25 protein-coding genes are annotated in these 25,859 nt (G+C 63.4%); 15 read left to right on the top strand and 10 right to left on the bottom strand.

Going from position 1 to position 25,859, the window contains the following annotated elements; translation table 11 throughout:
• Positions 1–33: 33 nt before the first annotated feature.
• Entirely contained in the window at positions 34–2,355 is a 2,322-nt protein-coding gene (locus BLR77_RS18160; RefSeq protein ID WP_074680433.1) for a response regulator, read from the top strand.
• On the opposite strand, the gene BLR77_RS18155 is transcribed toward BLR77_RS18160, so the two are convergent.
• The 3 genes from BLR77_RS18155 to pdxB form a co-directional block, all read right to left on the bottom strand.
• Positions 2,345–2,803: a MarR family winged helix-turn-helix transcriptional regulator gene (locus BLR77_RS18155; RefSeq protein WP_074680431.1), complete on the bottom strand. Its 459-nt coding sequence runs from the start codon at positions 2,801–2,803 to the stop codon at positions 2,345–2,347. The two genes, BLR77_RS18160 and BLR77_RS18155, sit on opposite strands and share 11 nt — an antisense overlap.
• The gene (locus BLR77_RS18150) at positions 2,800–3,285 is read right to left on the bottom strand and encodes a glutathione peroxidase (protein WP_074680429.1); all 486 of its coding nucleotides are present in this window, start codon (positions 3,283–3,285) and stop codon (positions 2,800–2,802) included. Before BLR77_RS18150 ends, BLR77_RS18155 begins: the two co-directional genes overlap by 4 nt.
• A 281-nt stretch (positions 3,286–3,566) precedes the next feature.
• The gene (gene pdxB, locus BLR77_RS18145) at positions 3,567–4,697 is read right to left on the bottom strand and encodes a 4-phosphoerythronate dehydrogenase PdxB (protein ID WP_074680427.1); all 1,131 of its coding nucleotides are present in this window, start codon (positions 4,695–4,697) and stop codon (positions 3,567–3,569) included.
• 150 nt (positions 4,698–4,847) lie between these two features.
• On the opposite strand from pdxB, the gene BLR77_RS18140 reads away from it, so the two are divergent.
• Positions 4,848–6,221, top strand: a complete 1,374-nt coding sequence (locus BLR77_RS18140; RefSeq protein ID WP_074680425.1) for an MATE family efflux transporter — start codon at positions 4,848–4,850, stop codon at positions 6,219–6,221.
• 39 nt (positions 6,222–6,260) lie between these two features.
• Positions 6,261–7,334: a DUF3080 domain-containing protein gene (locus BLR77_RS18135; RefSeq protein ID WP_074680423.1), complete on the top strand. Its 1,074-nt coding sequence runs from the start codon at positions 6,261–6,263 to the stop codon at positions 7,332–7,334.
• 91 nt (positions 7,335–7,425) lie between these two features.
• Here the strand turns inward: BLR77_RS18135 and tusA are convergent, their stop codons facing one another.
• Both tusA and rlmM read right to left on the bottom strand, forming a co-directional pair.
• The gene (tusA, locus tag BLR77_RS18130) at positions 7,426–7,677 is read right to left on the bottom strand and encodes a sulfurtransferase TusA (RefSeq protein WP_003460892.1); all 252 of its coding nucleotides are present in this window, start codon (positions 7,675–7,677) and stop codon (positions 7,426–7,428) included.
• A gap of 90 nt (positions 7,678–7,767) precedes the next feature.
• Positions 7,768–8,823 carry a 23S rRNA (cytidine(2498)-2'-O)-methyltransferase RlmM gene (rlmM, locus tag BLR77_RS18125; protein WP_074680421.1) on the bottom strand — a complete coding sequence of 352 codons (1,056 nt, stop codon included), beginning with the start codon at positions 8,821–8,823 and terminating at the stop codon, positions 7,768–7,770.
• Between the two features lie 257 nt (positions 8,824–9,080).
• On the opposite strand from rlmM, the gene acnA reads away from it, so the two are divergent.
• The 10 genes from acnA to BLR77_RS18075 all read left to right on the top strand — a co-directional run bounded on the left by acnA (position 9,081) and on the right by BLR77_RS18075 (position 18,672).
• Positions 9,081–11,822 carry an aconitate hydratase AcnA gene (acnA, locus tag BLR77_RS18120; protein ID WP_074680419.1) on the top strand — a complete coding sequence of 914 codons (2,742 nt, stop codon included), beginning with the start codon at positions 9,081–9,083 and terminating at the stop codon, positions 11,820–11,822.
• A 176-nt stretch (positions 11,823–11,998) separates the two neighbouring features.
• A complete protein-coding gene (locus BLR77_RS18115; RefSeq protein WP_074680417.1) occupies positions 11,999–13,564 on the top strand; it encodes a methyl-accepting chemotaxis protein in 1,566 nt (521 codons plus the stop codon).
• 184 nt (positions 13,565–13,748) lie between these two features.
• Complete coding sequence (locus BLR77_RS18110) at positions 13,749–14,249, top strand: hypothetical protein (protein WP_074680415.1); 501 nt, start codon at positions 13,749–13,751, stop codon at positions 14,247–14,249.
• Positions 14,250–14,675: 426 nt separating this feature from the next.
• Positions 14,676–15,422, top strand: coding sequence for a hypothetical protein (locus tag BLR77_RS18105; protein WP_074680413.1), 747 nt, complete (start codon positions 14,676–14,678; stop codon positions 15,420–15,422).
• Between the two features lie 139 nt (positions 15,423–15,561).
• The gene (locus BLR77_RS25175) at positions 15,562–15,798 is read left to right on the top strand and encodes a helix-hairpin-helix domain-containing protein (protein ID WP_074680411.1); all 237 of its coding nucleotides are present in this window, start codon (positions 15,562–15,564) and stop codon (positions 15,796–15,798) included.
• A gap of 32 nt (positions 15,799–15,830) precedes the next feature.
• Positions 15,831–16,193, top strand: a complete 363-nt coding sequence (locus BLR77_RS18095; protein ID WP_074680409.1) for a VOC family protein — start codon at positions 15,831–15,833, stop codon at positions 16,191–16,193.
• 256 nt (positions 16,194–16,449) lie between these two features.
• Entirely contained in the window at positions 16,450–17,151 is a 702-nt protein-coding gene (locus BLR77_RS18090) for an SDR family oxidoreductase (RefSeq protein WP_074680407.1), read from the top strand.
• Positions 17,152–17,176: 25 nt separating this feature from the next.
• Positions 17,177–17,740, top strand: coding sequence for a GNAT family N-acetyltransferase (locus BLR77_RS18085; protein ID WP_074680405.1), 564 nt, complete (start codon positions 17,177–17,179; stop codon positions 17,738–17,740).
• Positions 17,741–17,762: 22 nt separating this feature from the next.
• Complete coding sequence (locus BLR77_RS18080; RefSeq protein ID WP_074680403.1) at positions 17,763–18,299, top strand: DinB family protein; 537 nt, start codon at positions 17,763–17,765, stop codon at positions 18,297–18,299.
• A gap of 22 nt (positions 18,300–18,321) precedes the next feature.
• Complete coding sequence (locus tag BLR77_RS18075) at positions 18,322–18,672, top strand: hypothetical protein (protein WP_074680401.1); 351 nt, start codon at positions 18,322–18,324, stop codon at positions 18,670–18,672.
• A gap of 242 nt (positions 18,673–18,914) precedes the next feature.
• Here the strand turns inward: BLR77_RS18075 and BLR77_RS18070 are convergent, their stop codons facing one another.
• The 5 genes from BLR77_RS18070 to BLR77_RS18050 form a co-directional block, all read right to left on the bottom strand.
• Positions 18,915–19,622, bottom strand: coding sequence for a type 1 glutamine amidotransferase (locus tag BLR77_RS18070; RefSeq protein ID WP_074680399.1), 708 nt, complete (start codon positions 19,620–19,622; stop codon positions 18,915–18,917).
• Between the two features lie 237 nt (positions 19,623–19,859).
• Positions 19,860–20,204 (bottom strand): ribonuclease E inhibitor RraB, encoded by a 345-nt coding sequence (locus BLR77_RS18065; RefSeq protein ID WP_061242478.1) that lies wholly within the window; start codon positions 20,202–20,204, stop codon positions 19,860–19,862.
• Positions 20,205–20,521: 317 nt separating this feature from the next.
• Positions 20,522–21,283: an SDR family oxidoreductase gene (locus tag BLR77_RS18060; protein ID WP_074680397.1), complete on the bottom strand. Its 762-nt coding sequence runs from the start codon at positions 21,281–21,283 to the stop codon at positions 20,522–20,524.
• The gene (locus BLR77_RS18055) at positions 21,283–22,212 is read right to left on the bottom strand and encodes an alpha/beta hydrolase (RefSeq protein WP_074680395.1); all 930 of its coding nucleotides are present in this window, start codon (positions 22,210–22,212) and stop codon (positions 21,283–21,285) included. The genes BLR77_RS18060 and BLR77_RS18055 overlap by 1 nt, the downstream gene beginning before the upstream one ends.
• Positions 22,196–23,671, bottom strand: coding sequence for a flavin-containing monooxygenase (locus BLR77_RS18050; protein WP_074680393.1), 1,476 nt, complete (start codon positions 23,669–23,671; stop codon positions 22,196–22,198). Before BLR77_RS18050 ends, BLR77_RS18055 begins: the two co-directional genes overlap by 17 nt.
• Positions 23,672–23,775: 104 nt before the next feature.
• On the opposite strand from BLR77_RS18050, the gene BLR77_RS18045 reads away from it, so the two are divergent.
• Positions 23,776–24,789, top strand: coding sequence for an AraC family transcriptional regulator (locus BLR77_RS18045; RefSeq protein ID WP_202907452.1), 1,014 nt, complete (start codon positions 23,776–23,778; stop codon positions 24,787–24,789).
• A gap of 190 nt (positions 24,790–24,979) precedes the next feature.
• Complete coding sequence (locus tag BLR77_RS18040; protein ID WP_074680389.1) at positions 24,980–25,858, top strand: DNA-3-methyladenine glycosylase family protein; 879 nt, start codon at positions 24,980–24,982, stop codon at positions 25,856–25,858.
• The last annotated feature ends 1 nt before the right edge of the window (position 25,859 follow it).

The following is a 25,859-nucleotide window of genomic DNA, read 5'->3' as shown; positions in this document are numbered from 1 at the left end:
GGCGCCCAAGGATCAGAGACCACGCACGCATTTATGGATATTTCGCTCACCAATCGCCTGTCGTTCAAACAGGCCGGCCTGACCGTCCTGGTGGCGTTTATCCTTGGTACGCTGCTGAGCGTCACCCAGGTGGCGGTCGATTATGCCAGCGAAGAGGCCTCCATCAATCGCGAGATTCGCGCGCTGCTGGAAATCAGCCACAACCCCGCCGCCCGCATCGCCTACAACATCGACGCGGAACTGGCGCAGGAACTGGTCCTCGGCCTGCTGCGCTCGCCAGCGGTGACCCGTGCCGAACTGATCGACAACAGCGGCCTGGTGCTGGCCAGCGTCAGCCGCCCACGCCGGGAAAGCCGCTACCGCGTCTTCAGTGACAGCCTGTTCGGGGCCCAACGCCAGTTCCAGGACCCGCTCCACGTCAGCCACGCGCCCGATGAAGCCCTAGGTGTTCTGCGTCTTGAGGTCGATACCTACGCCTTCGGCAGTCACTTTCTCAGACGCTCGCTGCTGACCCTGCTCACCGGTTTCGCGCGCAGCCTGCTGCTGTCGCTGATCCTGCTGGTGCTGTTCTACTTCATGCTGACCAAGCCCCTGACCGGGGTGATTCGTGCGCTCAGCGAACGCAACCCGCAAGACCCGCAGCACCGCCCCGTGCCCTGCCCCAAGGGCCACGAGCGCGACGAGATCGGCACCCTGGTCGAGGTTACCAATCGCCAGCTGTCGAGCATCGCCCAGGAGATCGAGCAAAGGCGCAACGCCGAAGATCGCCTGACCCAGTACCTGAACGAACTGGAAAACATCGTCTCGGCGCGCACTGCCGAGCTCAAGGCCACCAATGCCCGCCTCAGCCAGTCCAACCGCGAACTGGAGGTAGCGCGCACCACCGCCCTGAACATGGCCCAGGCACGCTCGGCCTTCCTGGCCAACATGAGCCATGAAATCCGCACGCCGCTCAACGGTTTGCTCGGCATGCTCGCGCTGGCCCTGGACGGCCCACTCAGCGCCGAACAACGCCAGCAACTGGGCATCGCCCATGACTCTGGCAAGGTGCTGGTGGAGCTGCTCAACGACATTCTCGACCTGTCCAAATTCGAAGCCGGCCAGCTGGTGCTGGAAGAAATCCCCTTCGATGTCAGTGCCCTGGCCGAGGAGACCGCCAGCCTGCTGTCACAGAACGCCGCCAGCGCGGTAGAGCTGACCTGCCTGATCGATCCGGCACTGCCCACCCAAGTGCTGGGCGATCCGACGCGGGTGCGCCAGATCGTCAGCAACCTGCTGTCCAATGCGCTCAAATTCACCCGTTTCGGCCGCGTCGACCTGATCGTCGCCTGCAGCACAGAGGGCGTCAGCATTCGCGTGCGCGATACCGGCATCGGCATCGCCGAAGATGCTCAGGCGCGCATCTTCCAGCCCTTCGCTCAAGCCGAAGTGGGCATCACCCGTGAGTACGGCGGCACCGGGCTCGGCCTGGCGCTGACACGACGCCTGTGCGAAGCGATGCATGGCAAGCTGACCCTGCAATCGAAAGAAGGCTTCGGCAGCGAGTTCTGCGCCGAACTGCCGCTGCCCGCCCATGCTCAAGCCAGCTCACAACCGTCGCTGCAGGGCCGCATCGTGGCAATGACCCCGGCCAGTAGCGGCCTGCAGCAGATGCTCAGCCAGTGGCTGCCAGTCTGGGGCCTGGGTTATCAGCGCCTGGATACCGACGCCAGCCTGCACGGCGTGGATGCCGACCTGCTGATCAGCGATTGCCCGGAATGCCTGCTGGGCATTCGCCCCGCGATCAGCACGCCGGTACTGCTGGTCACCGCCTATGGCAACTTCCTGCCGCACGACCAGGCGCAGCGCCTCATGCCGCTGCTGCAGATCGCCCGTCCGCTGGCGCGCAATGGCCTGCTGCAGGTGCTGCGGCACATCTTGCACAGTGACGACGGTGACCCGCACAGCAGCGCCCAGACGCAAGCCGCGCGGGAAAGTACGGCGCGCGTACTGCTGGTCGAAGACAACCCGGTCAACCAGATGGTGGCCAAGGGCATGCTGGCCAAGCTCGGCTACCAGGTGCTGGTCGCCGGCCACGGCGCTGAAGCGCTGGAAATACTGGAGCAGGAACCCATCGACCTGATCCTGATGGACTGCAACATGCCGGTGATGGATGGCTACGAGGCCAGTCGGCGCATCCGCAGCAATGGCCGCTGGCCCGAGCTGCCCATCGTGGCACTGACGGCCAATGCGCTGTCTGACGAGCGCGAGCGCTGCCGCGCTGCCGGCATGAACGATTACCTGGCCAAGCCCTTCCGCCGTGAAGAACTGGCAGCCATGCTCGACACCTGGCTGCCCGATGAGGTCAATCGCTGAGCCGAGCCAGCAGACGGTCAAGGCTGCGCCGCAGCCCTTCCATCTCCAGCAGATCCTGATCGCCGAACTGGCAGAGCAACTGCGCCTTCAGCGGCATTACCTGCGCCTGCAGTGTCCTGCCAGCGTCGCTCAGCGCCAGGTGCACCTCGCGCTCATCCGCCTGTGCGCGGCGACGCACCACCAGGCCCATCTGCTCCAGACGCTTGAGCAGCGGTGTCAGGGTCCCGGAGTCCAACTGCAGGCGTTGCCCGAGCGCCTTGAGCGTCGGCTGCTCGGGCGCCTGCTCCTGCCACTCCCACAGCACCAGCATCGCCAGGTATTGCGGGTAGGTCAGGCCGAGGGCGTCGAGCATCGGCTTGTAGGCGCGGATCACCGCGCGCGAGGCGGCGTAAAGCTTGAAGCACAGCTGGTTGTCCAACTGCAGCCCGGCGGTATCGAAAGCGCTCATTTCAGCAGGGCTTCGATCTCGCTGCTCAGCTCTTCAGGCTTGGTGGTCGGGGCGAAGCGCTTGACCACCTGGCCATCTTCACCGATCAGGAACTTGGTGAAGTTCCACTTGATGCCCTGGCTACCCAGCAGGCCGGGCGCACGCTTTTTCAACTGAACGAACAGTGGATGGGCATCCGCACCATTGACGTCGACCTTCTTGAACAGCGGAAAGCTGACACCGAAGTTCAGTTCGCAGAACTCGGAGATAGCCCCCTCGTCACCCGGCTCCTGCTTGCCGAACTGGTTGCAGGGGAAACCGAGCACCACCAGGCCTTTGTCCTTGTATTGCTGCCAGACGTTTTCCAGACCTTTGTACTGCGGGGTGAAGCCACACTTGCTGGCGGTGTTGACCACCAGTACGGCCTTGCCGCCGAAGTCGGCAAGGGTCTTCTGCTCGCCCTTGATGGTGGTGACCGGGATATCGAAAAGTGCGTTGCTCATGGGGAATCGTCCTGGATGGGCTGAAAGTGACGAACAAAGTAGCGAGCAATTAAATTGCATGCAATTTAATTAATGCAAAATAAGGCATGCGAATACACGCTATCTCGTAGGGTGGGTTAGCGGCGCAGAGTGCCGAGCTTCCAGACGCAGATAAACTCCGCGCGCTCGGATGGCCGCCCCACGTAACCCACCGGGCGACGGATCGCGTTGCGCCGATGGTGGGTTACGCCGCACCGGGCTTAGCAAACTGTTCTGCAAACGTGACAGGCGGCTAACCCACCCTACGAAACGGTGGCGCCCAGGGCTCGTACCAGAGCAGCCAGCGGCGCTGAATCACCCTGAATACGCACGCGCAAACCATCGATTTCGCGGCGCATCGGGTAATGCTTGCGCAAGCGGTCGAACCCGGCGCGACGAGTATCGGCATCGCCGACCAGGCTACGGCGAAAATCCGCATCGTCGCGGCGCGGGTCGTACACCGCGCGGCACAGGCTGGCCAGGACCCAGGCCGGGTCCGCGCTGCCATCGATGCTCAGTTCGCTCAGCCAGGGCGAAGGCAACAGATCGGCCAGACTCACCTGCTCGGCCACGCCCAGCACGCGGCAGCAGGCCTGGTAGATCTGCGCCGTACCACGCAGCTTGCCGTCCAGGCTGTAGCCGGCGATATGCGGCGTCGCCAACTGGCACAGGGCGGCCAGTTCGACATCGGCCTGCGGCTCGCCTTCCCAGACGTCCAACACCGCCTTCAGATCAGGCCGCTGCGGCAACAGGGTGCGCAGCGCAGCGTTATCCACCACGGCACCACGACTGGCGTTGATCAGCCAGGTTCCTGGCTGCAATGCCGCCAGGCGAGTCGTATCGAACAGATGGCGCGTCGAAGCATCCAGTGGCGTGTGCAGGCTGATCACATCGCACTCGTCGATGATCCGCTGCAGACTGACGAAATCACCACCCTCGGCGGCCTGCCGCGGCGGGTCGCACACCCGTACCGGCCAGCCGAGACCACGCAGCAGATTGACCAGACGCCCGCCGACCTGCCCTGCTCCGACCACACCGTAGACGCGCGCAGCCGGGTCGACGCCCTCGCGCTCGGCCAGGGTCAGCACGCTGCCCAGCACGTAATCCACCACGCCACGGGCGTTGCAGCCCGGCGCGCTGCTCCAGGCGATGCCGGCCTCGGCGAAGTAATCGAGATCCAGATGGTCGGTGCCGATGGTGCAGGTGCCGACGAAACGTACCCGGCTGCCTTCGAGCAGTGCCCGGTTCACCTGCGTCACCGAGCGCACCAGCAGCAGGTCGGCATCACGCACATCAGCCGCCGTGATGCCGCGCCCGGGCAAGCGGCGGATGCTGCCGAACGCAGCGAAGAACTCATCGAGCAGGGGAATGTTTTCGTCGGCGACTATGTGCATGGTGGGCTCCATCGGGCAGGCGGCCATTCTAAGCCAGCACGACCGCCAGCGTCGCCCCAGGAGCCGCCAGACAGAGGGGCAGATCGCACTTTCCTGACCGACACGTCAAGGCGTAGACTACGCGGTTTCCTGCTATCCCGAAGAATCGAAATGTCCACCGACACCCGCCTTGGCCGCGTGCGCACGGAACTGCGCAACCTCCTCATCCTGGCCACGCCCATCATCATCGCCCAACTGGCGCATACCGCCATGGGCTTCGTCGATACGCTGATGGCCGGGCGCGTCAGCCCGCAGGATCTCGCCGCAGTGGCACTGGGCAACTCGATATGGGTGCCGGTGTTCCTGCTGATGACCGGCATCCTGCTGGCCACCACGCCCAAGGTCGCGCAGCGTTTCGGCGCCGGCGAGGAGGCAGAAATCGGCCCGTTGGTGCGCCAGGCGCTATGGCTGGCAGTGGCCGTCGGCGGCAGCGCCGCGGCGTTGTTGTGGAACGCCGAGTTCATCCTGCGCACCATGAACATCGACCCTCAGCTGATCACCCCAGCAATGGGTTATCTGCGCGCAGTGGCCTGTGGCTTCCCGGCAGTGGCGCTGTACCACGTGCTGCGCTGTTTCAGCGACGGCCTCGGTCATACCCGCCCGGCCATGGTGCTGGGCATTCTCGGTCTGCTGCTGAACATTCCCGCCAATTACATCTTCATCTACGGCAAGTTCGGCCTGCCGGCCATGGGCGGCGTTGGCTGCGGCTGGGCGACCGCACTGGTGATGGGCTTCATGCTGATCGGCATGCTGGTCTGGGTGAAGTGGGCGCCCTACTACCGCGCCAGCGCGCTGTTCACCCATTTCGAATGGCCACGATGGACGGTGATCAAGCGCCTGCTGAGCATTGGCGTACCGATCGGCATCGCGGTATTCGCCGAGTCCAGCATCTTCGCGGTGATCGCCCTGCTGATCGGCGGCCTCGGCGCCACCGTGGTGGCCGGGCACCAGATCGCCCTGAACTTCAGCTCCATGGTGTTCATGATTCCCTACTCGCTGGCCATGGCCGCCACCGTACGCGTGGGCCAGGCGCTCGGCCGTGGCCAACCGCGTGAGGCGCGTTTCGCTGCTGGGGTGAGCATGGCCGCAGCACTCGGCTACGCCTGTATATCGGCCAGCCTGATGTTCCTGCTGCGCGAACAGATCGCGCAGATCTACACCCCGGACAAGACGGTGATCGCGGTCGCGGCGACGCTGATCGTCTATGCCGCGCTGTTCCAGTTCTCCGATGCCATTCAGGTAACCGCCGCCGGTGCGCTGCGCGGTTATCAGGACACACGCATCACCATGCTGCTGACGCTGTTCGCCTACTGGGGCATCGGCCTGCCAGTGGGCTATGCGCTGGGGCTGTCCGACCTCTTCGGCGAACCGAGTGGCCCCAGTGGCCTGTGGCAGGGATTGGTCGTGGGGCTGACCTGCGCCGCGGCGATGCTCACCGTGCGCCTGGCACGCAGCGCGCGCAAGCGCATTCGCCGGGCTGCCTGAGTGATTGGATAGGTCGGGCATCAGCTCTAGACTGAGCACATGACCCGACTCGCCCTACTCTTCTGCTCGTTCCTGCTCGCAGGCTGTGGCCCGGCCAACGACGGCCTGGCCCTGCAACGCGACTACCTCGAACGCCTGCAGCGCTCGCTCGATGCGCCGGACGTCAGCTCGTTCGACAATCGCAGCATCAGCCAGTACCGCCTGCCAGCCCGACGCGAGCGGTTTTCAGATATCCCCGAACTGCGTATCGGCTTGCTCGATCTGGTGATCGATGCGCGGCGTTGTCCTCGCCTGCAGCAGCTGATCAGCCAGCGCAACAGCAGCTTGGGCAAACAGCTGATGCCCAGCCAACGCCTGGGCTACGAGGGCGATCTGCTGCGCACCATCGACGACTGCCTGCCCCATCTGCAGGACGACTCCAGCCTCAAAGCCACCCTGCAGCGCCTGGCCAACGACAAGCGCCAGCAACTGCAAGCAGTGTTCTGGAATGCGCTGAACGGCAGCCCGGAATTCGAGAACTACCTGCGTTTCGCCGACCAGGCCTTGCCGGTCGATACCCAGGAAGACAGCGCCGCACTGGACGCACTGCAGCGACTGGCAAGCATTGGCGCCGCCCTGCCGGCGCAGCTGCCGCCGAGCGCTGACGAGCTGGAACCCCTGTTCTTCGCCCTCTATGCCAGCGAACAGGGCGGCCAGTTGATCACCAGCCTGGCCAGCCTGCGCCACAACCTGGACGTCGGCAGCGAACTGCTGGAGCAACGCCAGCAGAACCGCCCGCTCTGCCCGCTGGGCCAGGCGACGCCGCGCGGACGCATCCTGCAGAACATCTTCATCAAGTTCTACGCCGGCAGCCTGCAGCCCTATCTCGCGCAGGTCGATCAGCGTGGCCAGCAGTGGCAGGCGACGCTGCTGCAATTGCAGCGCATTGATAGCATTCCCGCGGCCACACGCGAGCACCTGCAACGTTTGGCAGGCGAGCAGGATTCGCTATGGCAGGATTTCCGCACGGCCACGGCGCGTCACGTCAAGGCCTGGCAGAGCCTGCTCAACAGCTGCGGCCTGGCGCCGGGACAGGCAGGCTGGAATGGCGCGGAGAACGATGAAGACCCGTAGGGTGAGCCGCGCGCCCCTATAACCACGGGCAAACACAGATCAAGGCACAGCACTGGTGCGCACCGCGCACCCTACATGCGGCAAGCGCTGCCTAATCTGCCTTCTTGCGAATCCAGTACAGGTAGGTGCCGTCTTCTTCGGCCTGACCGAGCAGTTCGTGACCGAGGAACACGCAGAACTTGGGGATATCACGACGGGTCGAGGGATCGGTGGCGATCACCTTGAGCAGGCCGCCCGGCGACAGGTCGCGCACCTTGTTGTGCAACATCATCACCGGCTCCGGGCAGTTCAGGCCGCTGGCGTCGAGCAGGTCATCGTGATTGAGGGTCAGGGCTTCGGACATAAGGGGCTCCACAAACAGGCGCGCATTGTCGCGCAAAGCTGACCTTCAGGTCACCTGCGCGCACAGCCTGGATGGCCTACGCGCAAATCATCACTTGCCATGCCGACGCAGGTGGCAGGTCACCTCTTCACGGTCGTGATACAGCTGCTTGCAACCGATACTGACCTTCAAGCCTCGCTCCGCCAGCCCCGACTCGATGCGATCGAGCAGGCGCCGCACTTCGGCGTAGCGCTGCTTCATCGGCAGCTTGAGGTTGACCACCGCCTCGCGGCACAGCCCCTCGCCCAGCCAGGTCTCGATCATCGCCGCCGTGCGTGCCGGCTTCTCGACGATATCGCAGACCATCCAGTGCACCGGATGGCGTGGGCGGAAGGTGAAACCATCGGCGCGCTGGTGCACGACGAAACCGGAGTACATCAGGCTTTCGGCCATCGGCCCGTTGTCCACGGCGGTGACGCGGATTTCCCGATTGACCAGCTGCCAGGTCCAGCCACCGGGCGCGGCACCCAGATCCACGGCAGTCATGCCACGCGCCAGACGCTGATCCCACTGTTCGCGGGGGATGAAATGATGCCAGGCCTCCTCCAGCTTGAGCGTGGAGCGGCTCGGCGCCTCGCGCGGAAACTTCAGGCGCGGAATGCCCATCGGCCACATCGCCTGGTTGTCCGCCTCGGCGATGCCGGCGAACACCTCGCGGCCGCTCTTGAAGGTCAGCAGCAGGCGCGGCTTCCTGGCGTCGTCCACCAGCTTGCCGGCCTTGAGCAAGGCCTTGCGCAGCGGCGCCTCAAACTTCTTGCAGAAGGTCGAGAGCTCCTTGCCGTCGTTGGTATCCACCACTTCCAGCCACAGGCTGCCGCACACCGGGTAATCGGCCAAAGCGTCGAGCAGCACGCTGATGCGATCGCTCTCCGGCAACATGACGAAATCACCGCGCGCCCATTGCCGCGGGAAAATCAGATGGTTGAAGCGCACACTACGCATCAGGCGCTCGCTGCCGTCCGCCTCGCTGCAGACGAACTCGGCGCAAGCACTGCCGGGCTTGGTCTTGGAGTAGCCCGGTACATCCAGACGCGCCGCAAGGTCAGTGATCTCGGCGCAAACCTCCCCCTCGAAACCGGGGCGGCAATGCAGAAACAGGGTATTCATCAAAGGGTCTCCTCAGGCCGCGCATGATACCCGAGACCGGAACCCAGAGCCGCTAAACCTGTCCAGCTACATATGTGCTGCCCACAGATTACGGAGCCGCTGGCCATCGCGTCTCGATGAGATCCGGTCATCCAACACAGGCAGCGCATAGCAACCGATAAAGGATATGCGCTAGCCAGACCGCCCAAGCCGAACTAGCTTGAAGGTCTGCCGCCATCAGATACAGCCCGAACCGTGCGGGCCCAAGGAGATGTGCAATGCCCTCCCTCGATAGCCTGAACTGCCGCCGCGAACTGAAGATCGGCGACGCCACCTACCACTACTTCAGCCTGCCCGAAGCCGCCCAGCGCCTCGGCAACATCGACCGTTTGCCCAAGTCGCTCAAGGTGCTGCTGGAAAACCTGCTGCGCAACGAAGACGGCAAGACCGTACAGCCGCAGGACCTGCAAGCCATGGTCGACTGGCTCGACCAGCGCGCCTCCGACCGTGAGATCCAGTACCGCCCCGCGCGCGTGTTGATGCAGGATTTTACCGGCGTGCCGGCGGTGGTCGACCTCGCCGCCATGCGCGACGCCATGGCCAAGGCCGGCGGCGACCCGCAGCGGATCAACCCGCTTTCGCCGGTGGATCTGGTCATCGACCACTCGGTGATGGTCGATCGCTACGCCTCGTCCAGCGCCTTTCACGACAACGTCGAGCTGGAAATGCAGCGCAATGGCGAGCGCTACGCCTTCCTGCGCTGGGGCCAGCACGCCTTCGACAACTTCAGCGTGGTACCGCCGGGCACCGGCATCTGCCACCAGGTCAACCTCGAGTACCTGGCGCGCACCGTGTGGACCAAGGAAGAAGACGGCGTCACCCTCGCCTACCCCGACACCCTGGTCGGCACCGACTCGCACACCACCATGATCAACGGCCTCGGCGTGCTCGGCTGGGGCGTGGGCGGCATCGAGGCGGAAGCGGCCATGCTCGGCCAGCCGGTGTCGATGCTGATTCCCGAAGTGATCGGCTTCAAGCTCAGCGGCAAACTCAAGGAAGGCATCACCGCCACCGACCTGGTACTCACCGTCACTCAGATGCTGCGCAAGAAAGGCGTGGTGGGCAAATTCGTCGAATTCTACGGCGACGGCCTGGCCGACCTGCCGCTGGCCGACCGCGCCACCATCGCCAACATGGCCCCGGAATACGGCGCCACCTGCGGTTTCTTCCCGGTCGACGAGATCACCCTTGGCTACCTGCGCCTGTCTGGCCGCCCGGACGCTACCGTGCAACTGGTAGAGGCCTACAGCAAGGCCCAGGGGCTGTGGCGCGAGCCAGGCGCCGAGCCAGTGTTCACCGACAGTCTGAGCCTGGACATGGGCAGCGTCGAAGCCAGCCTGGCCGGGCCCAAGCGCCCGCAGGATCGCGTCTCGCTGGGCCAGGTCAGCCAGGCCTTCGACGACTTCGTCGGCCTCCAGCTCAAGCCCTCGGCCAAGGAAGAAGGTCGCATGCTCAATGAGGGCGGCGGTGGCACTGCCGTGGGTGGCGACAAACAGAGTGGCGAGGTCGACTACGAGGACGACGGTCACACCCATCGCCTGAAAGACGGTGCCGTGGTGATCGCCGCGATCACCTCCTGCACCAACACCTCCAACCCCAGCGTGATGATGGCCGCCGGCCTGTTGGCCAAGAAAGCCGTGGAGAAAGGCCTGCAGCGTCAACCCTGGGTGAAGAGCTCGCTGGCCCCCGGCTCCAAGGTGGTCACCGAATACTTCGACGCCGCCGGCCTGACGCCCTATCTGGAGCAACTCGGCTTCGACCTGGTGGGCTACGGCTGCACAACCTGCATCGGCAACTCCGGGCCGCTGCGCGAGCCCATCGAGAAAGCCATCACCCAGGCCGACCTGACCGTTGCCTCGGTGCTTTCCGGTAACCGCAACTTCGAAGGCCGCGTGCACCCGCTGGTGAAAACCAACTGGCTGGCCTCGCCGCCCCTGGTGGTCGCCTACGCCCTGGCCGGCAGCGTGCGCCTCGACCTGACCCACGACGCCCTCGGCACCGGCAAGGATGGCCAGCCGGTTTACCTCAAGGACATCTGGCCGACCCAGGCCGAGATCGCCCGGGCCATCGCCCACGTCGACACCGCCATGTTCCGCAAGGAATACGCCGAAGTCTTCGCCGGCGACGAGAAATGGCAGGCCATCGACGTGCCCAAAGCCGATACCTATGCCTGGCAGGCTGATTCCACCTACATCCAGCATCCGCCGTTCTTCGAAGACATCGCCGGCGACCCACCCCGCATCACCGATATCCGCCAGGCGCGCATCCTCGCCCTGCTCGGCGACTCGGTGACCACCGACCACATCTCGCCGGCCGGCAACATCAAGGCCGACAGCCCAGCCGGGCGATACCTGCGCGACAACGGCGTGGCCCAGGCCGACTTCAACTCCTACGGCTCACGCCGCGGCAACCATGAAGTGATGATGCGCGGCACCTTCGCCAACATCCGCATCCGCAACGAGATGCTCGGCGGCGAAGAAGGCGGCAATACCCTGCACGTGCCAAGCGGCGAGAAGCTGGCGATCTACGATGCGGCCATGCGCTACCAGGCTGAAGGCACGCCACTGCTGATCATTGCCGGCAAGGAATACGGTACCGGTTCAAGCCGCGACTGGGCAGCCAAGGGCACCAACCTGCTGGGGGTCAAGGCGGTGATCGCCGAGAGCTTCGAGCGCATCCACCGCTCCAACCTGGTGGGCATGGGCGTGCTGCCGCTGCAATTCAAACCCGGCACCGACCGCACCAGCCTCGAGCTCACCGGCAAGGAAGTACTGGCCATCGAGGGCCTGGAAGGCGTGGAACTGCGCCCCCAGATGCCGCTGACACTGATCATCACCCGTGAAGACGGCCAGCACGAGGAAGTCGAAGTGCTGTGCCGCATCGACACCCTCAACGAGGTCGAGTACTTCAAAGTCGGCGGCATCCTGCACTACGTGCTGCGCCAGATGATCGCCAACTGATGGACCTGCCCTGCCGCACCTGGCGGCAGGGCTTCCCCGTCGGGCCACGGACGGCTCATGCCGTGACAAAAATGTGACGTCATTCAAAAAGCGATTAAACTCGCCAAAACGGATTCAGCCCTCAACTTCGCCGCTTGTCGGCCGATGACAGGGCATTACAACGACGGATACCTGCCATGCGTAACAACCAGCCGGTCACTCAGCGCGAGCGCACCTTTCCTGCTCAGCAGCGCCTGATCTCTACCACCGACACCAAGGGGCAGATCACCTACTGCAACGACGCCTTCGTCGACATCAGCGGCTTCAGTCGTGAAGAACTGCTGCGCGCGCCACACAACATCGTGCGCCATCCGGACGTTCCGGCAGCCGTGTTCGAGCATATGTGGACGACCCTGAAAAAGGGCCGCCCGTGGATGGGCATCGTCAAGAACCGCAGCAAGAACGGTGACCACTATTGGGTCAACGCCTACGTCACACCCGTGACCGAAAACAACCAGGTCGTCGGCTACGAATCCGTCCGCGTCAAGCCGACCGCCGAGCAGGTACGCCGCGCCGAAACGCTGTACGCCCGCATCAACGCGGGCAAATCAGCCATCCCGGCCAGCAACCAGTGGCTACCCATCGTCCAGGCGTGGATGCCCTTCATCCTGGTCAGCCAGATCGGCTTCATGATCGGCCACTGGATGGGCAGCAACTGGGGCTTCATCCTCGCTGCCGTGCTCTCCGTGCCGCTGGGCCTGGCCGGCATCGCCTGGCAGACGCGTGGCGTCAAACGCCTGTTGAAACTGGCCGAGCAAACCACCTCCGACCCGCTGATCGCACAGATGTACACCGACAGCCGCGGCGCCGAAGCACGCCTGGAAATGGCCATGCTCAGCCAGGAAGCGCGCCTGAAAACCTGCCTCACCCGCCTGCAGGACACCGCCGAACAACTGACTCAGCAAGCGCGAGAAGCCGACAAGCTCGCGCACAACAGCTCGGCCGGCCTCGAGCGCCAGCGCAGCGAGACCGAACAGGTCGCCACCGCCGTCAACGAAATGGCCGCCACCACCCTGGAAGTCGCCAGCAACGTCGCCCGTACCGCCATCGCCACCCAGGAAGCCAACCGGCTGACCGGCGAAGGCCGCACCATCGCCGCGGAAACCCGCGAAGCCATCCAGCGCCTGTCGCAATCGGTGGGCGATACCGGCGAGACGGTTACCCGCCTGGCCCAGGACAGCAATGAAATCGGCGGCGTGGTCGACGTGATCAAGGGCATCGCCGACCAGACCAACCTGCTCGCCCTCAACGCCGCCATCGAAGCCGCCCGCGCCGGCGAAATGGGCCGTGGCTTCGCCGTGGTGGCCGACGAAGTGCGTTCGCTGGCGCAACGCACCGCCGAGTCGACCGAACAGATCCATACCCTGATCGCCAAGCTACAGCGCACCGCAGAAGAAGCCGTGCTGACCATGGAAATCGGCCGCAAGCAGGCCGATGAAGGCGTCGAGCGAGTACTCAAAGCCGACCAAGCCCTGGCCGGCATCAGCGACTCGGTGGCCAATATCGCCGACATGGCCAACCAGATCGCTGCGGCGGCGGAAGAACAAAGCGCCGTGGCCGACGAGATCAACCAGAACATCACCACCATTGCCCAACTGGCCGACCAGACCGCTGGCGAAGCGCAAAGCACCGCCAAACTCAGCGAAGCCCTGACCAACACCGCACAGGGTCAATACGCCCTGGTTGAACGCTTCAACCGCTGAACACACGAAAGGCGCAGGGCCCAAACCTCTGCGCCTTTCTTCGTTCACTTGTAACTCCCCGCCCCGAAAGAACGTCAGTTGACGTCACCCAGTCGAGAACACAATGGCATGGATGCTGGCCCGCTACCGGGCAATGCCGTTCGGGCTCACAGGCTCATCAACCCGAGAGAAAGGACACCAAAGCATGTCTCGAGAAGACATTCTCACTGTTGCGCTACGTCTGTTTGCCATCTACCTCGTGATCGGCGCCCTGCAGCTTGTGGGGCAGGCCTCTGCCACGGACATAAACCTCCCGACCAGCAGCCTGATCGCGGCCATTGTCCTCTCGATCATCTTTCCGCTGCTCATCGCCGCACTGCTCTGGTTATTGCCATTGCATATCGCCGCAATACTCTTGCCAGGCGTTAACGAGCGGTCCACAGCCCTCTCGACCAATACAGTTCCGGCACTGGAGATCGGTTGCATCCTCATCGGGCTCTGGCTGCTGGCCTCGTCGCTGTCGGATACGACCTACTGGATCGCCACGCTGATCGCCGCGCTGAACAACGAATGGGGCCTGCAAGTAATCCCCATGCAGGATCTGGCCAGCATGGCCGCAACGCTGGTGCAACTGGCCCTGGCCGCGTGGCTGCTGCTGGGCTATGGCGGAATCCTGAAAGTCATCCGGCGCCTGAGGTCGCGATAAATCTCGCAGCCGTAAAGCGCACTGCTGGCCAGCCATGAACAACACAAATCTGATTGACTCTCGCCGAGAAATTCGGCGGGCAACATCATGGTTTTTCCTGCCATAGGACGGGCGAACCATATCGCGCTCGCCCTGAGCCTGGCGCTCCACCAGCAGTGCCGCAGCGACGCCATACAGGATCCACAGTCCCAGGCCGCCCGAAGCTACGCCGAAAAACACACCGCGTGATCGGCTACGAACGCAGCTTCCTCCGCCCATTACTTGCTGAGCGCTCCCTTGACTTGGCCGGGGTTACGTAACCGGGATTCCACCGCCCTGGAAAGCCCCTGCCGATAAGAAGCAAAAACTGCATGTCCATATCACCAGCGACTGCATCAGGTGATATTTGCGATGATACGGAGCTAAAGTTGTGAAGGAGAACAACTCATGAAATACACCAATCTCGCCACCCTGTTAGGGCTGATGGGCTTACTCACTTTCTCAATCATCTACTCCCCTACCTACGGAAACTGGCGTTATGTCGGGGCTGACGGAGTGACTCTGACAGGAAAAATTCATCCCAGATGCCGCCAGGCCCAACGCTTCAGCTCCTCCTACGGCCCGTGTCCCTGGTTGCTGACGATACTGGGGCGTGACTACTCCTACGACTTCGGCGAAAAACCGGAGAGTGGTAACGGAGTCAGCGTAATTCTCTACCGACAAAACCAGCACAGCTCTCCCTGCCAAATCTACGCGGCGAAAAACCGGGAGGTTCTGCGCGCCGCCGACTTCTTCGGCGGTATAGCTTATCAACCGATAGAAGGCGGGATGCTCTCAGGCTTCCATCTGAAGGTAACACGCACTGGCGAACAACCCTCTGGCGGCCAGCTCGATTACGGCGCCCATGGCGAGCTGATCGCTTGGATCACGTGGGGAAACGACGTTGACCAGCGCTGGCAATGGAATGAAGAGCAGTCTCAATTCGTGGTATCTGGAGAACATCGCTATCTGGATGGAGCATCCGAATGGATCATACCCGTCACCCAATCTGTGCTGGAAAACGATGAAGATCCCACAGCTCACAACGCTGCGATTCGTGACCAGGCCGAGGCTTGGCGAGTAGAACAAGTAAGCTACTTCAGCAAACTGCTGGGCACCCCGATCCCGATGGACTGTAGCGACATCAACGGCTGACTCCGTCGTGGCGAATAGGGATAGCCAGTGTCCTCGGTCTTGCTCCAGTGCGAGAGTCACCCACTCTGACCAATCTCCCAAACGCCACTCGCCGACACACCTCTGACCGCTCTTGATTAACCATTCGACGAGACATGCAATGCCCTTCCCAACCGATGAACACCAAGCCCTTCTAGACGTTAAAGGCGTAGGCCCTACCGTCGTGCAGCGACTCGAACAGATCGGCATCAACTCCTTGCAGGAGCTGGCAGACTCCAACGTTGGCGATATCGTCACCGCGGTAGCCGGTCAGCTTGGCTCAACCTGCTGGAAGAACAGCCCGCAAGCACGGGCGGCTATTCAGGCGGCCATCGATCTGGCCAAATCGCGTCAGTAAGCACCACCACCTTCATTGCCAGGGAATCCGGTATGCCTGTCCACGAGAAGATCAATTACGTCGAATATCCCACCCGCAACCTGCCAGCCACCAAAGCCTTCTTCCAGGCCGCTTTCGGCTGGCGTTTCACGGACTACGGCCCTGATTACGCTGCCTTCGCCGACGAGGGCCTGGATGGCGGTTTCTTCAGCGCCGAGATGTCCGCGCGCAGCGACAACGGCAGCGCACTGATCGTGTTCTACAGCGCAAAGCTGGAAGACACTCTGGCCAAGGTCGAGGCTGCCGGTGGGGAAATCGTCAAACCGGTCTTCTCCTTCCCCGGCGGCAGACGCTTTCACTTCGTCGAACCGGGTGGCAACGAGTTTGCCGTATGGTCGGAGCCGGACGGTCAGTAGTCGCCACCACCTGCGAGCCTTCATCACCTGCAGCGACCGTCGTTCCCGCGCAGGCGGGAACCCAGAACAGCTCGCCGTCACTCCCGCCTTCGCGGGAGTGACGGCGAGAGCAATCCCCCACACGATAAGTGCTTGCCTGGCATATCCCGTTTGACCCACCGCCAGCGCCCCACTTAACGTCCCAGTCTTCCTCTCGGGCGAGCGTTGCCCTCGCCGGAGCCATGGAAGATCCCTGCAGGAATCAAGGAGGCACAGGATGCGAATCATGGTGATCGGTGCGAGCCGAGGTCTCGGCCGTGCGTTGGTAGAGGGTTTGGCGACAAGCCACGAGCTGATCGGGATTTCACGCAGCCGTCCGGCCGACCTCGCTACGGATATCCAGTGGATCGAAGCGGATATGAGCGATCCGCTGCGGGCAGTAGAAGCCATCGAGGCCCAGGCACCGCAGCGGCTGGATGCGATCATCTACAACCTGGGCATCTGGGAAGCTCGCGCGTTCGAGGATGACTACAGCTTTCTGCAGGACGACGACGCGCAGATTCTCGAAATGGTCAGCGTCAATATCGGCGCAACCCTGCTGCTGCTCAAACGCCTGCTACCGCGCCTGCTTGGCGGCGCGAAGCCGCAGCTGATCCTGACCGGTTCTACCTCGGCCCTGCCACAGAGCGGCCGCCCGGAAGTCACCTTCGGCGCCAGCAAGTTTGCCCTCAAAGGCATCGCCGAGACCCTGCGCGAAGGTTTTCGCGATCAGCGCCTGGCCGTCACCTGTCTGCAACTGGGCTACCTCAATACCCAGGATGGCTTGCAGACCGCAGTCGAACAGGCTGCGCAAAATGGTGAAGGTCAGCTGATTCCGCTGCACGATGTCGTCGCACTGGTGAGAACGCTGCTGAGCCTGTCCGATGCCAGTTACGTGCGCGAACTGGTGCTGCCTGCCATCGCCGACGAGCGCTTTTGAACACCTGAGCACGCGAGGAAACCCGATGCCCGATCTTTCCGTCACTCTGACGACGCCACGTCTTGTCCTGCGCCCTCTGCAAGCAGCGGATGCTGCGGCGCTGTTCGCGATCTTTTCCGATCCGCAGGTCATGCAGTATTGGAACACCCCGCCTTGGGATGCCGAGGCCGTTGCGCAGGATTACATTCGCGCAGAACAGCAGGCCATGTGCGAAGGCCAGCGCCTGACGCTGGCTATCGTAGACAGGCAAAGCGCCGAGCTGATCGGCAAATGCCTGCTGTTCAACTACCAGCCGCAATCGCGTCGCGCAGAGATCGGCTTTGGCATTGCCTCTTGCGCCTGGGGCAAGGGATACGTTCAGGAGGCGGCCAGCGAGTTGTTGTGCCACGGGTTCGAAACCCTGAGGCTCAATCGGGTCGAGGCGGAAATCGACCCGACCAATACAGCCTCCGGGCGCGCTCTTGAACGTTTGGGGTTCAGCCAGGAAGGCTTGCTGCGCCAACGCTGGATCATCGATGGACAGGTATCGGACTCGGCACTCTACGGGCTGCTGAGCGAAGATTGGCGCAGCCGCCAGAATCACCGGTAAGTCGTGCGCAACAGGTGAAACCATGCAGAGAATCGACCATATCCGCCTGATGGCGCGCTACAACAGCTGGATGAACGAACGGCTCTACACAGCTGCTTCCAGCTTGTCCGACGCGGCGTTGAGCACCGAGCGTGGCGCGTTCTTCGGTTCGATCCTGGGCACGCTGAATCATCTGGTAGTGGCTGACCGCATCTGGCTTGGGCGCTATGCCGCGCATCCGGCAAACTTTCCTGCCTTGCAGGCGCTCGCCACCCTGGAAAAACCCACGCGCCTGGATCAGCCGATGGCGGCGGACATTCGCGAACTGGCGGTACTGCGCAAGCTGCTGGACAGTTGCATCGAAGCGCTGGCAGCCGAGATTGACGAAGAGCACCTGGATCAGCCGCTGAGCTACAGCAACATGAAGGGCGTGGCAGCGCAAAAGCACTTCTTCGCCCTGCTGATGCACCTGTTCAACCACCAGACTCATCACCGTGGCCAGGCCACGACGCTATTGGCCCAGGCAGGCGTGGATGTTGGGGTGACCGATTTGCTGGCGCTGATCCCTGAAGCGCTATGAAACCGAAGAAGAAACCCAACACGTGATACGAGCGCTCAAGTACCTGCTGATCATCCTTGGTGCAGCACTGTGCTCCGTTCTTTTTATTGCAGGTGCTTGGTTGCTGCCCAACATCGTCGCCACGGATACCGATGCCACTTATGAGCTCAGAGGCCGCTATAAACCAAGCACCGATGGCAAGACGTACCTGGTAATCGAACACGATAACGGTGGTGGCTGCGGCACGCTTTCAGTAGACGGCAAACCCTGGCCATACCGGCTTAACAAGGCGGGGGAAATAGCGCCGGGGACACGCACGATAAGATGCGGCACAGAGATAGCGATCGAGATCAAACCCGGCAACATCCACTATTTCGATTATTGGGGGCCGTAGAAACTGCCAACACCAGTGCTCACGGCTCTGCATCCTGGCGCTTCAAAGGCTTCGTCCCGGTGCGAAGCTCCTACTGCATAGAGTCCAATCACCGTTGTAGGAGCCGCGCCTCGCGGTGCATAGGCTCTCGCGTGACGGCGATGAGTCGGTTAACCGCGCGACAATGCCCTGTCTCCAAACGACGAGAGATCTCCTGCCAGGTCAGAAGCAACAGAGTTATTGTTGCCAGCTCTTTGGGGCCTTCACAGCCCAGCCAGTTTCAGCCAATGCGCGTAGAAGCCCTCAGCGACCTGGTTCAGCGCCCTGACCTTCCCGCCCAGATCGTCGCGCATGTCGGCGATGCTCTGCTGGCTGGGCTGGCTGGCATCGAGCAGATGCGCCCAGTCATCGAGCCAGAGCTCGATCAGCGCCTCGGTCATTTCCGGGTGCCCTTGTAGCGCCAGCACCTTGTCACCCCAGGCGAAGGCCTGGTTGTCGCACCAGCGGCTGCTCAGCAGAGGCTGGGCGCCGTCAGGCAGCGCGAAGGTATCGCCATGCCACTGGAAGATGCTGAACGCTTCAGGCAAATGCGCCAACCAGGGGCTGTCCGTCGCCTTTGAACGGCGCTGCATGCGCTGCCAGCCGGCCTCGGTGTACGGCATACGGCGGATGGTGGCGCCGAGTGCCTTGGCCAGCAGTTGGCCACCCAGGCAGTGACCGATGATGGGAATGTCACGCTCGATAAAGCGCTGCAACGCTGCCACTTCGTCGGCGATCCAGGGCAGCGGGTCATTGACGCTCATCGGCCCGCCCATCACGGCAATCGCCTTGGGCCGCTCCAGGTCGTAGCCGTGCAGTTCGCCCAAGTCGACGCGCAGCACGTCGAAACTGCAGCCACGCGCCTGCAGCACCTGCGCCAGATGGGCTGGCGGGCAATAATCGATATGAGTCAGGATCAGAACATCGGCCATAGCTACCTCCGCCGCGCAGCCTGCGCGAGAAGGATTGGCAAGTCGAGGTGGGCTGGGAGTTGAAGCCATCGGCCGGACAACCGGCCGATGGTCTGTGCTGACGGACGCCGCCGCATCCGCACTTGAGGATGTTCTGAAAAAGCCATTTATCGTCACTCCCGCGAAGGCGGGAGCCCAGACAACTCGCTGGTTCTGGATGCCCGCCTGCGCAGGCATGACAGCTTTTTCAGTGTTTCCCTAACGCATGGCTGACGCTTTCACCTCCTGTGTAACGCCCCAGCCATCCATCTTGCCGCCCAGCGGGACGACGATGGACTCCAGGTCATGTTCGAACTCGCCGATACCGGCATGGGTGGCGTACATCACTTTGCTGATTTGCAGGTGCCAGATGCCGTCCTCGCGGGCGGATATCTGGGCGTTGAGCGACTCGCCGCGAAAGTTTCTGGCCGCCATTCTGGCCCGCTCTTCGTCGGGGAAGATGGCGTAGAACTCGATCGGGTGAAACTGGGCGAAGTCGAATCCCCCTTCTTTCATCCGACGCAGCACCGAGGTGCTGGAGTCTTCGTGGAAGGCTGTGCTCATAAACGACCCCCTCTCAGGCTATGGATGGATTAACCACTTTCCCAATGCTGCCGTCCTGTGGACGGTGTCGCGGCCTCTGCTGGGCACCTCAGAAAACTACTTACGTTTTTGAGACACCCAATTGGCGCCGCCCCGAGAATCGAGCAGATGCTCGATGTGTCTACTGCAAGCGTATCGACGACTGCCCGGCAGAACGCCGAACTGAAACCGTCTTCTCTAGAGTAGCCACTTCGCGAGGGTTTCGCGCCCCTCGGAAAGCCTTTGTGACAAAGCCGGCGACCAGCGGCAATTGGCCAGCCGCAGCGAGAAGCCAGGAACTAGGGGCGACTGAGCCAGCCCATCAGCAGCCTGTTGATCCACCCCGGCGTGATCTGCCCGAGATTGAAGAGCAGCCCGAACTGCAACCCTACCGGGCGATGCACGGTGCTTTTATGTGCCTGCTTCCAGGCGACTTCGGCGATCTGTTCGGCTTCCAGACGCACGCCCAGACGGCGCATCACGGGTGGACGCTGTGCCTGGCTGCGAACCATCGGCGTATTGACGAACGGTGGCATCAGGTCGCCTACGCGAATGCCGTGCGCGCGCCACTCCAGCTCCAGCGCCTCGGTAAGCCCACGCACGGCGAACTTGCTGGCCGAGTAGCTGGCCAGCTGTGGCACGCCATAGAGTGCCGAGGCCGAGCCCATGTTGATCACCTGCGCCTCTGGCGTGGCCTTGAGATAGGCAAAGGCCGCATGGCAGAGGTTGAGCACACCGAGCACATTGATCTCTATCAGGCGCGCATGTTGCTCCAGCTCGATCCCGGCGAAGGCGCCGGTACGCAGAATGCCGGCGCCATTGAACAGCAGGCGCAACTGGCCACCGCTCTGCGCGCAGAAGTCGGCCAGCGCGGCTTTCACTGCAGCAGCATCGACCACATCCAGCTGGGTGTGCCAGGCGCCGCCCAGCTCGGCGGCCAATGCTGCCAACGCATTTTCATCGACATCGAGCAACCCGACGCGCCAGCCCCGCGCGTGAAACAGCCGCGCGGTGGCCGCGCCGATGCCCGATGCGGCGCCGCTGATGAGGATATTGTTCATCACACCCCCCGCTCACGGAGAAAGGCCACCACGCGGGCGATGGCGTAATCCGCCGCACGCAACATGCCGACATGCGCCTGGAACACGTGCCACAGCCCCGGATAACGCTCCAGGCGCAGGTTCACCCCAGCCGCCCTGGCGCGCTCGGCCAGGCGCAGGCTGTCGTTGAGTAGCAGCTCATCTTCGCCAACCTGAATAAGCGTCGGCGGCAAACGGCTGAGGTCGGCGAACAGCGGCGACAAACCCGGATCATCGCGTGGCAGGTCGGCGGGGCAATACAGCTCTGCGGCCTGTTCGATCCAGCGAGGGTGGAGCAGCGGGTCGCCGGCTGGCGGCTCATGCATCTGCTCGCCAGTAAAATCGGTGACCGGCGAGAAGCACACGAGTGCGGCAGGCCCCGGCAGGCCGAGTTCGAGGATGCGCAGGCAGCCGACCAGGCTCAGGTTGCCTCCAGCCGAGTCGCCACCAATGACGATCTGCTGCGGCCGATACCCTGCCTCCAGCAAGGCCTGATAGGCGGCTACCACATCATCGCGCGCCGCCGGATAGGGATGCTCCGGCGCCAGGCGATAGTCCAGCGCACAGACCTCCAGGGCACCGCGCTTGGCCAGGCTGGCGCAGATGCCCCGGTGCGTGTCCGGCCCACCGATCATGAAGGCGCCGCCGTGCAGATAGAGCAGCACGCTGCCGCTGCTGACAGGCGGCCGGTGCCATTCGCACGGACGCCCGGCCAGGGTATCGGCGCTGCGACTGACCCCGCGCGGCGTCAGGGTGATGGCGGTGAGTGCACGCAGCACACGACGCTGCCCGGCCACCGGCATCGGCGGCCGTACCAGGCCGCGAAAGAACAGGCGCAGAAAACCACGCAACAGGCCGCGCAGCAACATCTGCTCGGCGGCTGGGGCCTTGAAATCAGCGGACGCAGTCATAGTCGGCAAGCTCCGGAGTGCGGGTCATGAGGCGATAGGTGAAGGTGAACCCCGGCCAGTTGTTGGTGTGCTTGCCGGTAGCGGTCTTGTACCAGCTGTCGCAGCCCTGTTCCCATATCGTTCGATGAGTCGCCCGTTGCAATTCGATGTTGTAGTGCCGCTGCACCGTCGGTCGCAGATCGAGATAGCGCAGCCCCTGCTCGCGCAGCGCCTGCAGGCAGCCCAGCACGTAGGCGTACTGGCTCTCCAGCATGTAGAGAATGGAGTTGTGGCCGAGGTTGGTGTTCGGCCCGTAGAGCAGGAAGAGATTGGGAAAGCCGCTGACGCTGATGCCCTTGTAGGCCTCGGCGCCCTCCTTCCAGGCCTGATTAAGTTCCAGCCCATCGAGGCCGCGAATACGCATCGGCGCGAGGAAATCGGTGGCGGTGAAACCGGTGCCGTAGATCAGCACGTCGCAGGGATGCTCACAGCCATCGGCCGTCACCAGGGAATGTTCGCGCACCTCGCTAATCGCCGAGTCGACGATCTCGACATTGGCCTGCGCCAGCGCCGGGAAGTAGTCGTTGCTGATCAGGATACGCTTGCAGCCCATCGGGTAGTTCGGCTGCAAGCGCTCACGCTTGCCGGCATCGGGCATCTGCCGTTGCAGGTGGCGGGTGAAGCTGTGGCGGAACAGGCGCATCAGCCAGGGAAAGCGGATAAAGGCCAGCGCCCGGCCCTCGTGATGCAGGTATTGCAGGAGGCGGTCGGCGCGTTGCAGCAGGGGCAAACGCTGTTTGAGGGCAATCTCCCACGGACGATAGGCGCGATCCGGCTTGGCCAGCACATAAGCTGCCGAGCGCTGGAACAGGCTCAGGCTGGCGACCTTCGGCTGGATCTGCGGCACGAACTGGATCGCCGAGGCGCCGGTACCGATCACCGCCACGCGCTTGCCGGCCAGATCGATATCGTGCCGCCAGCGCGCCGAGTGGAAGGCCTCGCCACGAAAGGTTTCCAACCCTGGCAGCTTCGGGTAGGCCGGTCGATTGAGCTGGCCGCAGGCACTGACCAGTGCCTGTGCCTCGATCACCTCGCCTGCGGCCAGCTCGACGCGCCAGATACCGCGCGCAGCATCGAACTCGGCGCCGAGCACCTCGCTGTTGAGGCGGATATGCGGACGCAAGCGGTGCTTGTCCACGCACTGCAGGATATAGGCGTGGATTTCCGCCTGCGGCGCGAATTTGCGCGACCAGTCGTGCTTGGCTTCGAAGGAGAAGGAATACAGGTGCGAAGGCACGTCGCAGGCAGCGCCCGGATAGCTGTTGTCGCGCCAGGTACCGCCGACCTCGCCGGCCTTTTCCAGCAACAGGAAGTCGTCCTCGCCGGCCTTGCGCAACTGCATGGCCAGGCCCAGACCGGCAAAGCCGCTGCCGATGATCAGTACGCGCCAGGGCGCGTTCGTACGGGGGTTGTTGTTCATTGTGGTCTCCCCGACCCGTGTATGGCGATGAGCAGATGCTACTTGCCTCGCAGCGCCCAGGTTATGGCATAGTCGGTCAGGATATTGTGATTTTCGGACAATCTATGTCAGCGCCCTGGCCCGCCCGACGCAGCATCATCAGCATCCAGCTGCTCACCCAGCTGGGGCTCGATCTGGGCCTGAGCCTGGACAGATGCCTGCATGAAACCGGGCTCAGCCCGGTGCAGCTGGCCAGCCTGAACGGGGAGATCGAAGCGCAGCGCGAACTGCAGTTGATCGCCAACCTGATCGAGGCGTTGCCCGACGTCAGCGACCTTGGCTTGCAGGCGGGTCGGCGCTACCACCTGACCACCTACGGGGCCTGGGGTTACGCCATTCTCAGCAGTGCCACGGTGCGCCAGGCCGCCGAACTGGGTTTGCGCTATCACGGCCTGACCTATGCCTTCACCCGCATCAGCCTGAACGTGGATAACGCGATGGCCAGCCTGAATTTCGACGACAGCGCCCTGCCCCCGGCACTGCATGATTTCATCGTGCAGCGCGACATGCTCGGCGCCCTGGTGGTCGTGCGCGAGCTGCTCGGCAGCACGCTGCGATTGCTGAACGTGGAACTGCGCCAGGCAGCGCCGGCTGACGTTTCGCCATTCATCAGCGCCTTCGGCCAGACACCGCTCTTCGGCGCGGCACAAAATCGACTTGGGTTCGCCACCGATTTGCTGGACAACCCACTGCCACGGGCCAACCCACAACTGGTCAGCGCGTGTGAGCGGCAATGCCAGGCCCTGCTGGCGCGTCATCAATGGCACCAGGGGTTGGCCGGACGGGTGCGCCAGTTGCTGTTGCAATCGCCGGGGCAGATCGCCGATATGGAACAGGTCGCTGACCGTCTGCACCTGAGCAGCCGCACCCTGCGGCGTCGACTGATCGAAGAAGGCACCCGCTTTCGTGCCCTGCAGGACGAGGTGCGCCTGGCCCTGGCCGAAGACCTGCTGGCTGCGGGTGGCCTGAGCCTGGAAGAAATCGCCGAACGCCTGGGTTATGGCGAGCTGTCCAACTTCATCCACGCCTTCAAGCGCTGGAAAGGCACGACGCCGGGGCGCTATCAGCGTGGCGCCTAGGGTGCCGTGGAGCCACCTGGTGCGCGCGGCGCACCCCACCAAAAGCCCGCGCGCCTGGACCTTGGTCCGTGGTACTCGACTCATGTAGGGTGCGCCGTGCGCACCGCGCACCCGCACACAGGCAGGTCGTTGCAGTTTGAAAGTCATCTTCGCGCTGACAACTCGCCGACAGCGAGCTAGGGTGCCAGCCATGAACATCATCACGCTGCTCCTGCCCTATCAACCGCCCTGGGACTGGCAACAGTTCCACGGCCACTTCGCACTGCGCGCGATTCCCGGCCTGGAGTCGCTGAGCGCGGACAGCTACAGCCGCGGCTTCAGCATCGGCGGCACAACCGGCTGGTTCAGGGTTGCGCCGCTGCCGGGGCAGAACGCACTGGAACTGCGCTGCCGCCTGGCCTTGCCTGCACATCTCGATCAACTCGAACGACGCGTGCGACGCATGTTCGATCTCGACAGCGAGCCGGAGGTGATTGCCCTTCACCTGAGCACTGACCCACTGCTCGCGCCACTGCTGCTGCGCAATCCCGGTCTGCGCCTGCCGGTGGCGTTCGACCCGTTCGAACAGGCGGTGCGCGCCATCGTCGGCCAGCAGGTCACGGTCAAGGCCGCGGTCACCATAGTCGGGCGCCTGGTGGAACGCGTCGGCACACGGATCGAAACACCGGAAACGCTGGGCATCAGCCATCTGTTCCCCTCGCCACAAGCGCTTGCCGAGGCCGACCTGAGCGGCATCGGCATGCCCGGCAAACGTGTGCAGTGCCTGCAGCATTTCGCCGCGCGCATTGCCGATGGCAGCCTGAAACTGCATCTGGCCGACGGCAGCGCGGCACTGATCGAGCAGCTATGTGCCCTGCCCGGCATAGGTCCATGGACGGCGGAATACATCGCCCTGCGTGCCTTCGGTGAGGCCGACGCCTTTCCCGCCAGCGATCTGGGTTTACTCAAGGCGCCGGTATGGGGAACGGAAGGTATCGATGCGCGCCGCCTGAAAGCGCGCGCGGAGGCCTGGCGCCCATGGCGCGCTTATGCAGCGGCGCATCTGTGGCATAACTATTCGGGAGGCTGAG

The sequence above is a fragment of the Ectopseudomonas alcaliphila genome, assembly GCF_900101755.1.
Classification (GTDB): domain Bacteria; phylum Pseudomonadota; class Gammaproteobacteria; order Pseudomonadales; family Pseudomonadaceae; genus Aquipseudomonas; species Aquipseudomonas alcaliphila.
Note: the sequence above shows the minus strand (reverse complement) of the source record. Positions and strands in the feature narration are given on the sequence as shown.

Excerpts from the sequence above, each read along its gene's own strand:
- BLR77_RS18060 (WP_074680397.1), bottom strand. The coding sequence starts at position 21,283 with ATGAACAATATCCTCATCAGCGGCGCCGCATCGGGCATCGGCGCGGCC.
- tusA (WP_003460892.1), bottom strand. The coding sequence starts at position 7,677 with ATGTCCGAAGCCCTGACCCTCAATCACGATGACCTGCTCGACGCCAGC.
- BLR77_RS18070 (WP_074680399.1), bottom strand. The coding sequence starts at position 19,622 with ATGGCCGATGTTCTGATCCTGACTCATATCGATTATTGCCCGCCAGCC.
- BLR77_RS18150 (WP_074680429.1), bottom strand. The coding sequence starts at position 3,285 with ATGAGCAACGCACTTTTCGATATCCCGGTCACCACCATCAAGGGCGAG.
- BLR77_RS18135 (WP_074680423.1), top strand. The coding sequence starts at position 6,261 with ATGACCCGACTCGCCCTACTCTTCTGCTCGTTCCTGCTCGCAGGCTGT.
- BLR77_RS18055 (WP_074680395.1), bottom strand. The coding sequence starts at position 22,212 with ATGACTGCGTCCGCTGATTTCAAGGCCCCAGCCGCCGAGCAGATGTTG.
- BLR77_RS18040 (WP_074680389.1), top strand. The coding sequence starts at position 24,980 with ATGAACATCATCACGCTGCTCCTGCCCTATCAACCGCCCTGGGACTGG.
- pdxB (WP_074680427.1), bottom strand. The coding sequence starts at position 4,697 with ATGCACATAGTCGCCGACGAAAACATTCCCCTGCTCGATGAGTTCTTC.
- BLR77_RS18065 (WP_061242478.1), bottom strand. The coding sequence starts at position 20,204 with ATGAGCACAGCCTTCCACGAAGACTCCAGCACCTCGGTGCTGCGTCGG.
- BLR77_RS18160 (WP_074680433.1), top strand. The coding sequence starts at position 34 with ATGGATATTTCGCTCACCAATCGCCTGTCGTTCAAACAGGCCGGCCTG.
- BLR77_RS18085 (WP_074680405.1), top strand. The coding sequence starts at position 17,177 with ATGCCCGATCTTTCCGTCACTCTGACGACGCCACGTCTTGTCCTGCGC.
- BLR77_RS18080 (WP_074680403.1), top strand. The coding sequence starts at position 17,763 with ATGCAGAGAATCGACCATATCCGCCTGATGGCGCGCTACAACAGCTGG.
- BLR77_RS18155 (WP_074680431.1), bottom strand. The coding sequence starts at position 2,803 with ATGAGCGCTTTCGATACCGCCGGGCTGCAGTTGGACAACCAGCTGTGC.
- BLR77_RS18045 (WP_202907452.1), top strand. The coding sequence starts at position 23,776 with ATGTCAGCGCCCTGGCCCGCCCGACGCAGCATCATCAGCATCCAGCTG.
- BLR77_RS18115 (WP_074680417.1), top strand. The coding sequence starts at position 11,999 with ATGCGTAACAACCAGCCGGTCACTCAGCGCGAGCGCACCTTTCCTGCT.
- BLR77_RS18050 (WP_074680393.1), bottom strand. The coding sequence starts at position 23,671 with ATGAACAACAACCCCCGTACGAACGCGCCCTGGCGCGTACTGATCATC.
- BLR77_RS18095 (WP_074680409.1), top strand. The coding sequence starts at position 15,831 with ATGCCTGTCCACGAGAAGATCAATTACGTCGAATATCCCACCCGCAAC.
- acnA (WP_074680419.1), top strand. The coding sequence starts at position 9,081 with ATGCCCTCCCTCGATAGCCTGAACTGCCGCCGCGAACTGAAGATCGGC.
- BLR77_RS18140 (WP_074680425.1), top strand. The coding sequence starts at position 4,848 with ATGTCCACCGACACCCGCCTTGGCCGCGTGCGCACGGAACTGCGCAAC.
- BLR77_RS18090 (WP_074680407.1), top strand. The coding sequence starts at position 16,450 with ATGCGAATCATGGTGATCGGTGCGAGCCGAGGTCTCGGCCGTGCGTTG.
- BLR77_RS18110 (WP_074680415.1), top strand. The coding sequence starts at position 13,749 with ATGTCTCGAGAAGACATTCTCACTGTTGCGCTACGTCTGTTTGCCATC.
- BLR77_RS25175 (WP_074680411.1), top strand. The coding sequence starts at position 15,562 with ATGCCCTTCCCAACCGATGAACACCAAGCCCTTCTAGACGTTAAAGGC.
- rlmM (WP_074680421.1), bottom strand. The coding sequence starts at position 8,823 with ATGAATACCCTGTTTCTGCATTGCCGCCCCGGTTTCGAGGGGGAGGTT.
- BLR77_RS18105 (WP_074680413.1), top strand. The coding sequence starts at position 14,676 with ATGAAATACACCAATCTCGCCACCCTGTTAGGGCTGATGGGCTTACTC.